General features: G+C 68.4%; 5 protein-coding genes. 3 read left to right on the top strand and 2 right to left on the bottom strand.

Annotation, left to right across the window (positions count from 1 at the left end; all coding sequences use genetic code 11):
• Together FLV34_RS38100 and FLV34_RS38095 are read right to left on the bottom strand one after the other, a co-directional pair.
• Positions 1-171: ATP-binding cassette domain-containing protein (locus FLV34_RS38100; protein ID WP_147945469.1), on the bottom strand; the 171-nt coding region annotated here is incomplete at its 3' end.
• A gap of 356 nt (positions 172-527) precedes the next feature.
• Positions 528-1868: an ROK family transcriptional regulator gene (locus FLV34_RS38095; protein WP_260617567.1), complete on the bottom strand. Its 1341-nt coding sequence runs from the start codon at positions 1866-1868 to the stop codon at positions 528-530.
• A 244-nt stretch (positions 1869-2112) separates the two neighbouring features.
• Between FLV34_RS38095 and FLV34_RS38090 the strand changes: the two genes are divergently transcribed.
• The 3 genes from FLV34_RS38090 to FLV34_RS38080 all read left to right on the top strand — a co-directional run.
• Positions 2113-3396 carry an ROK family transcriptional regulator gene (locus FLV34_RS38090; protein ID WP_142652654.1) on the top strand — a complete coding sequence of 428 codons (1284 nt, stop codon included), beginning with the start codon at positions 2113-2115 and terminating at the stop codon, positions 3394-3396.
• Positions 3397-3609: 213 nt separating this feature from the next.
• Positions 3610-8559: a ThuA domain-containing protein gene (locus tag FLV34_RS43330; protein ID WP_142652655.1), complete on the top strand. Its 4950-nt coding sequence runs from the start codon at positions 3610-3612 to the stop codon at positions 8557-8559.
• A 109-nt stretch (positions 8560-8668) separates the two neighbouring features.
• On the top strand, positions 8669-8980 hold a 312-nt coding region (locus tag FLV34_RS38080), incomplete at its 3' end, for a hypothetical protein (protein ID WP_222709787.1).

Raw genomic sequence — 8980 nt, 5'->3', positions numbered from 1 at the left:
CAGCAGCACCTCCCCCTCATCCGGCGCATGCGCACCCGACAAGATCTTGATCAGCGTGGACTTCCCGGCCCCGTTCTGCCCGAGCAGGCAGTGCACCTCACCAGCCCTGACCTCCAGGTCCACACCATCCAGCGCACGTACGCCGGGAAACTGCTTGACGATTCCTCGCATCACGAGCAGCGATGACGGGTCGGATGATGACCGCGGCACAGGAGCCTCCTGAAAAACGGTGCGGCCGGAAAACAGTGCGGCCGTGGCCCCGCCCGCCTGACGGCGCCGGTTGGCACCGCCGCGACGGCATCGAGGTCGGCGTCAACGATGCCGGCGCGGCTCCGGACGACGATCAGGCGGGCGGGACGTTCTGGGGGGGAAAGGAGATGGTTGGTTCCCGTCCGCTTGACCGCATGCGCCATGGCCACGGCGCCGGGGATGGGCGGGAGGCGCCGAGGCGTACGGGACGGACGGTCAAGCGGACGGGCGTCTGAATCCGGCGGGCGAGGGGTCGGGCCGCGTGGCGGGCACGCGGATCAGGGTGAGTGGGGCAGTCGGGCCATCGGGGTGCCCTCGATCACTCCGATGGCGGGGGATGATCGGATCGCGATGCTCGTGGGGTCGGACAACGCTCGCTCGACGACGACTCCGGCCGCGCCGCGTGAGGCGGCGCCGAAGCCGAGTGTGGAGGCGACGAACCGGCAGCGCTCGACGGCGCCGTTCATGCCCACACGCGCCAGCTCCTGCTCAGCCGCCGGGATTATCCGGTCGGCGAGCCTGGCGAAGTAGCCGCCCAGCACGATCACTCGCGGGTTGAAGAGGTTGACCAGCATGGCCGCTCCGATTCCGAGCCACCTGCCCACCTCCACTGCGGCGGCGTCGACACGGGGGTCTCCCTCCGCACGCCGCTGCTCGATGTCGGCCAGCCGTTCCTCCGGGTCGCGGACGACCTGGTGGTCCGTGCCGTACGCGCGGTCGGGTGTGGCCATGCGGACCAACGCGGCCAGTCCGACCTTGGTCTCCCAGCAGCCGAGACGGCCGCAGCGGCACCGCTCGCCGGAGGGATCGACCATGACGTGGCCGACCTCCCCGGCGAATCCGTCCGCTCCGCCCAGCAACCGGCCGCCGGAGATGACGCCGCCGCCGACGCCCACCTCGCCGGTGAGGTAGACCAGATCGGAGGTGCCCGCCGCGACACCCGAGGTGTACTCGGCGAGCGCGGCGAGGTTGGCGTCGTTGTCCACCGTGATGGGGATGTCTCCGTGGATGTCCGCGTGGGACAGCCGCTCCGCCACCGCCACGCCGTGCCAGCCGAGGTTCGGGGCGACGACGACGGTGCCGGTCGTGGTGTCGATCAGGCCGGGGACCGCCACGGTGATCCCCGCCAGCGCGACCCCGAGCCGGTCGAGATCGGCGACGGTTTTCTCGATCACGCGGACGAGCTCGTCCAGTGACCGTTCCGGGCCCGATCCCATCGCGTCGAAGCCGATGCGCCGGTCGATGAGCACCCGGCCGGCGAGGTCGGTGGCGATCGCGGCGATGTAGTCGACGTTGACTTCGACGCCCAGGGCGCCGACTCGCGAGCCGTCCAGGGCGAGCGCGACACTCGGACGGCCGACGGAGCCCGCGTACTGCGGGCCCGTCTCCTTGACCAGTCCGCGTGCCTGCAGCTCGCTCACCAGGCTGGTGACGGTGGTCTTGTTCAACCCGGTCGCGACGGCGACGGCCGACCGGGAGCACGGGCCGTACGTGCTCACGTGGCGCAGCACCAGAGCGAGGTTCGAACGGCGCACGGTGGCCTGGTCCGCGGGAAGCCCCGCGGACCCGCCGCGACTCATCGAGTCGGTCGTGTGGCCGTCGGCCTTGCTGTGGTCCACGCCGCTCCTTCAATTAGTTCGCATGGCTCGCCGAATTAAAGGCAGCCACATCCCGGGGAGACAAGTGTGAAACCGGTTGCAGGTTTTGTAACGTTCCGATAACCGGAAACGGGATAGATCGCGACGTGCGGAAATACGAGCGATGCCAACTCGTTACGCATTCCGGGGGTGCACGATCGGACATCGCCGTGTTACAACCCTCATTAATTGATCTCGGAGACAAACAAAAGGCAGGTGGACGCGGGTGTCGAAGGAACCGCACCTCACCCGCGCCCCGAGCGGCGCCGCGCCGCCGGCGGGTCCCGCCGCCCTCCGCAGGGCGAACCTCTCGCTGGTGCTGCGCGAGCTGCGTGACCACATCTCCTTGTCCCGCGCCGACATCGCGGAGGCGACCGGGCTGCACCGGGCCACCGTCTCCAACCTCATGGCCGAGCTCCTGGAACGGCGGCTCGTACGGGAGGTCGGCGTCGAGCACGTGGGTGCGATCGGGCGTCCGAGACGGGCGGTCGCGCTGCACGGCGCGCACGTCGGCGCCCTCGGCATGGAGATCAACGTCGACTACATCGCGGTTCACGGCACCGACCTCAGCGGCCGGGTCCTGGTCGAGCGCAGGGTGGTCTACGACACGATGGGCAGCGGCCCGGACAACTCCGTGCGCCGGCTCGGTCTCGTGGCCAAGGAGGCCGTGGAGGCGATGCGCCGGGCCGGGGCGGCCCCTGCCGGCATCGTCGTGGCCGTCCCCGGGCTCGTGGACGTGGCCCGTGGAGTCGTGACGCTCGCGCCGAACCTCTACTGGCGCGATCTCCCCCTCGCCGACCAGCTGAGCGCCATACTCGGCCCGCTGCAGGTTCCGGTGCGGGTGGACAACGACGCCAACCTCGCCGCGGTGGCCGAATTCACCTCGGGCATCGCCGCCGGCACACCCGACCTGGTCTACCTCACCGGTGAGGTCGGCGTCGGCGGCGGCATCATCTCGGGTGGCAGGCTGCTGCGCGGAGCGGACGGATTCTCCGGCGAGGTCGGACATCTGCGGGTCGATCCGAACGGCGACCAGTGCGGCTGCGGCCGCGTCGGCTGCTGGGAGACCAAGGTCGGACTGGCCGCACTCGTCCGTGCCGCCATGCCGGAGCAGGCGTACGGCCTGCCCGGCATGCCGGTGCCCGACCCCGGTGAACGGATGGCCGACATCGCCAGAGGCCTGGCCTCGGGCGACCGTCGGATGATGATGGCGGTGGCGCAGGTGGGCGAGTGGCTCGGGCTCGGCGGCTCGATCCTTGCCAACCTGTTCAACCCGCGAGTGATCGTCATCGGAGGCTACTTCGCCTCACTGGCCCAGTGGCTGCTCCCGCACGCGCAGGACCAGCTGCAACGGCTCGTGGTGGCCGCCCCCGCCGCCCAGTGCCGGTTCGTCGCCTCCACGCTCGGCTTCGGTGCCGCCTCCCGCGGCGCCGCGAGCATGGTGGTCAACCACATCATCGACGACCCTGCGACGATCATGGATCCATTACCCGGGCCGGCAGTTTACTGACGGCCCCCCCACAGACCTGGAGAGGGCACCCTCCAGCAACCGCAATATCCGCTACGACCAAGTGGCAACAAGCGCGGCGGCGCGCGCCTTGCCTGACGTCCCCCCGGTCAGGAAGGGTTTTCAATGTCTCCACGTCAACGAACGTGGGCCAGGCCGTTCAGTACGGCCGTGCCAGAAAAGGGACGACGCATCAGACGTCGGACCGCGGCGACGATGGCCATGGCCCTCGTCGCTCCCGTCATCACTCTCTTCTCGGCGCCGGTGAGCGCCGAGGCCGCCACGACTACGGCCGCGGCGGCGGCGCCCGACTTCAAGGTGCTGGTCTTCTCCAAGACGACCGGCTTCCGGCACGACTCGATCCCCGAGGGCATCGCGGCCGTGCAGCAGCTCGGCCAGCAGAACAACTTCGCCGTCGACACCACCGAGGACAGCACCAAGTTCACGGACGAAAACCTGGCGCAGTACCAGGCCGTGGTCTTCATGTCCACGACCGGTGACCCGCTGGGCACGCAGGACCAGAAGGACGCCTTCCAGCGCTACATCGAGAAGGGCGGCGGCTTCGTGGGCGTCCACGCCGCCGCCGACAGCGGATACAACTGGGCCTGGTACGGCAAGCTGGTCGGGGCTTACTTCAAGCAGCACCCGGCGATCCAGCAGGCCACCGTCAAGGTCGAGGACCCGGCGCACCCGTCCACCAAGGACCTGCCGACGACCTGGACCCGTACCGACGAGTGGTACGACTACCAGACCAACCCGCGTGGCACGGTCCACGTCCTGACGTCGCTGGACGAGAAGTCCTACTCCGGCGGCACGATGGGCGCCGACCACCCGAACACCTGGTGCCAGGACTACGACGGCGGCCGTTCGTGGTACACCGGGCTCGGCCACCAGAAGGAGAACTACAGCGAGGCCAACTTCCTGAAGCTGCTCCTCGGCGGTATCAAGACCGCCGCGGGTGCGGAGAAGGCGGACTGCTCGGCCTCGCAGAGCAGCAGCTACGAGAAGGTCGCTCTCGACACCGAGACGTCCAACCCGATGATGCTGAACATCGCCAACGACGGCCGGGTCTTCTACATCGACCGGCTGGGCGACGTCAAGATCATCAAGCCCAGTGGTGGCACTGTCCTGGCCGCGCACATGAACGTGTTCACCGCCAACGAGAGCGGTCTGCTCGGCATGGCGCTGGACCCGGCCTTCGACACCAACCACTGGATCTACCTCTACTACTCGCCCAACGGGTCGGAGAACGTCGATCGGCTGAGCCGGTTCACGGTCACCGGTGACACCCTGGACCTGTCGAGCGAGAAGAAGCTGCTGGACGTCCCGGTGCAGCGCGCCGAGTGCTGCCACCACGGCGGCGGCATGGTGATCGACCCCAAGACCGGCAACCTGTGGCTCGGTACGGGTGACAACACCAACCCCTTCGCCTCCGACGGCTACGCGCCGATCGACGAGCAGTCGGGCCGGGCCTACTGGGACGCCCAGCGCACCGCGGGCAACACCAACAGCCTGAGCGGCAAGCTGCTGCGCATCCACCCCGAGGCTGACGGCACCTACACCATCCCCTCGGGCAACCTGTTCGCGCCGGGCACGGAGAAGACCAAGCCGGAGATCTACGGCATGGGCTTCCGCAACCCGTTCCGGATCGGCCTCGACCCCAAGACGGGCAACATCATGCTCGGCGAGTACGGCCCCGACGCCAACTCCGCCAGCGCCACCCGTGGCCCGCAGAACACGGTCGAGTGGAACCTCATCACCAAGCCGGGCAACTTCGGCTGGCCGTACTGCATCGGCAACAACACCCCGTACATCGACTACAACTTCGCGACCAGGCAGTCGGGGTCGGCGTTCAACTGCGCGGCTCCGGTCAACGACTCGCCCAACAACACCGGTCTGACCAACCTGCCGCCGGTCATCCCGGCGACCATCTGGTACCACTACGCCGCCGACCCGAACAACTTCCCCGAGCTCAGCGGCGGCGCGCCGATGGGCGGCCCGGTCTACCGCTACGACCCGAACGTCCAGTCGACCATCAAGTGGCCGGCGTACTGGGACGGCAAGGCCATCTTCGGTGAGTGGAACAACAACGCGCTGTGGTCGTTCCAGCTCAACGAGGACGGCTCCAAGCTCGTCGAGATGAACAAGATCATGACGACGCTGCGGTTCCTCAAGCCGATGGACATGAAGTTCGGTCCCGACGGCGCTCTGTACCTGATCGAGTGGGGTTCGGGCTTCGGCGGCGACAACGCCGACTCGGGCGTCTACCGCATCGAGTACACCAAGGGCGTCCGCCCGCCGGTCGCCACCGTCACGGCCGACAAGACCGACGGCCCGCTGCCGCTGACCGTGCAGTTCTCCAGCGAGGGCTCGCGCGACCCGGACGGCAAGGAGATCACCTACGCGTGGGACTTCGATGGTGACGGCGAGACCGACTCCACCGAGGCCAACCCCTCCTACACCTACACCAAGGCCGGCGAGTACAGCGCCGTCCTGACCGTCACCAGCGCCGACGGCAAGACCGCCACCGCCAGCGTCACGATCGAGGCGGGCAACAGCAAGCCCGTCGTCAAGGTCGAGGTGCCGCCGAACGGAGCGTTCTTCGAGTTCGGCGACCAGGTGAAGTTCAAGGTCACGGTCACCGACGCCGAGGACGGCACGATCGACTGTGACAAGGTGCAGATCCAGTCGATCCTGGGTCACGACACCCACGGTCACCCGCTCGACCAGACCAAGGGCTGCGAAGCCACGGTGCAGACCGCCATGTCGGGTCACGGTGAGTACGACAACCTGTTCTACGTGATCGAGGCCAGCTACACCGACCAGGGCGGCGACGGCGGGGCCAAGCCGCTGACCGGCCGTGGCCAGGTCATCCTGCAGCCCAAGCGCAAGCAGGCCGAGCACTTCTCGCAGACCGGCCGGATCACCGGCGGTCTCGGCACGGACGCCGCGGGCGTCCAGGTCGAGGACACCACCGACTCCGCGGGTGGCGCGAAGGACATCGGTTACATCCAGGACGGCGACTACTGGTCGTTCGACCCGGTGAACCTGACCAACATCAGCGCGATCCGGCTGCGGGCCTCTTCGGCCGGCGCGGGCGGCACCGTGCAGATCCGCGTCGGCAACCCCGAGGACGGAACGCTGATCGGCGAGGCGGAGATCACTCCGACGGGCGACTGGCAGACGTTCAAGGACGTCACGGTCAACCTGAACAACGCTCCGACGACCAGCGGCCCGATCTTCTTCGTGGTGCGCAAGCCGTCCAGCGCGGCCAACGACGCCAACCTGGCCAACTTCAACTGGGTCGACTTCATCGGCAAGGGCGCCACGGAGAACCAGCGCCCGACGGTGACCGCGTCGGCGAACCCGACCACGGGCACCGCTCCGCTGAAGGTCGACTTCACCGCGACGGGCACCGACCCCGAGGGTGACCCGGTCACCTACAAGTGGGACTTCGGGGTGGACGGCGCGCAGCAGGCCACGACGGCCAACGCGAGCTACACCTACACCGCCCCGGGTAACTACACCGCGACGGTGACGGTGACCGACGCCAAGGGCGCGGCCACGACCCAGCAGATCGCGATCAAGGTGAACACGCCGGCCACGGTGTGCTTCAGCGGCCGCTCCGACGACTTCCTGGGCAACCAGCTCGACCGTGACCGCTGGTCGGTCATCCGGGAGAACCAGGACCTGAAGGTCGCCGACGGCAGCCTGATCATCCCGACCTCTGCCACCGACATCTACCAGACGACCAACAACACGCCGAACATCGTCGTGCAGCCGGCACCGTCGGGCGCCTGGACCGCCACCGCCAAGCTCACGCTGGTCGCGACCAGCGCGTACCAGCAGGCGGGCCTGGTGATCTACGGCGACGACGACAACTACGCCAAGATGGTGCTGCAGGCGCGGTCGACCTCCGGTTCGAACCACGCCAACCGCATCTTCCAGTTCATCCGCGAGGAGAACGGCGCGCCGAACGAGGTGTCGGCGAGCAACACGGCCACCCTCGGGGACACCTACCCCGACACGGTGTACGTGCGGTTCGTGAGCGACGGCACCAACATCACCGCGCACTACTCTTCGGACGGCACCACGTTCACCGCGATGCCGGAGACCAAGTCGCTCGCCGGGATCAACAACCCGAGGATCGGCCTGATCTCGCTGGCCGGCGCCAACCACCCGGTGGTGAACGCGGCGTTCGACTGGTTCCAGATCACGCCGGACGACAAGGCCACCGCGCCGACGCCGGACGACGAGTTCGACGGCACCACGCTCGACAACTGCCGCTGGAACGCGATCGTCCGTCCCGACGCCACGGCGGTGCGCGTGAGCGACGGCAAGCTGCAGCTCGACACCACCACGGGTGACATCTACGGCTCGACCAACGGCGAACCGAAGAACTTCATCCTGCAGACCGCTCCGGACGGCGACTGGACGCTGGAGACCAAGGTTGACGCCTCGGCCCTCAACGAGCAGTACCAGCAGGGCGGCCTGATGGTGTACGGCGACGACGACAACTACGTGAAGTTCGACTTCCTTGCCACCAACGCCGCAGGGTCGACGGTGGCGCGGACGATCGAGCTGCGCAGCGAGGTCGGCGGCACCGTGCAGAACCCGCAGCCGCAGGTGAACAACCTCACCACCGGTGTGTGGTGGCTGCGCCTGAAGAAGGAGGGAGACAGCTTCACCGGCTCCTACTCCTCCGACGGCACCACCTGGACCGACCTCGCCACCAACGGCACGGTCGCGGTGGTGAAGAACAGCGCCGTGGCGAACGCGTCGAAGATCGGTGTCTACACCATCGGCACCAACCAGAGCGCGTCCAAGACGGTCACGTTCGACTACTTCAAGCTGATCAAGCCGCAGAGCGACCCGGAGGTCAAGCTGACCGTCACCGCGTCCTCCCGCTGCATCGGCACCTCGGCGTACGTGGCGGTCACGGCCGTCAACGACGGTGACGTGCCGGCGACGATCGAGCTGAACACCCCGTTCGGCAAGAAGACGGTGGCCGACGTGGCCCCGGGTAAGCAGGCCTACCAGTCCTTCAACACCCGGGCCGGGCAGATCGACGCGGGTTCGGTGACCGTCACCGGCACCGCGACGATCAACGGCAAGCAGGTCACCTCGTCCTACGACGCCGACTACGCGGCGGCGAGCTGCCGCTGACCGCATCACCGGCGGTGCCCTCGGTCACCACGACGAGGTCACCGCCGTAGCTCAACCCGGGGCCGGCCGCCCAGCCGGCCGGCCCCGCCCCCCATAGATGGAGCGATTCATGAAGATCACCAGGTCCAGCCAGATACTCGCCGCGTCCGTGCTCGGCCTCACCCTCGCGGGTGCCGGCCTGGCCGGTCCCGCGGCGGCCGACGACGACCCCTCCGGCACCGGCGGCATCGACGTGTCGGTGAACATCCAGTCCACCAGCACCCCCGGCCAGCTCTCGATGACGGTGGCCGACAACACCGGGGTGTCGCTGCAGGAGAACGGGTCGGACGCCCCCGCCCGCCAGTTCACCGGCACCCTGCCGACGGTCACCGTGACCGACACCCGCACCCCCGAGGAGATCCCCGCGGGCGAGTACTGGGCG

The organism is Microbispora sp. CSR-4 (assembly GCF_008033685.1).
Classification (GTDB): domain Bacteria; phylum Actinomycetota; class Actinomycetes; order Streptosporangiales; family Streptosporangiaceae; genus Microbispora.
This window is presented reverse-complemented; position numbering and strand designations above follow the sequence as displayed.

What these genes read in the sequence shown, in the direction of transcription:
- FLV34_RS43330 (WP_142652655.1), top strand. Translation starts at nt 3,610, where the DNA reads ATGGCCATGGCCCTCGTCGCTCCCGTCATCACTCTCTTCTCGGCGCCG.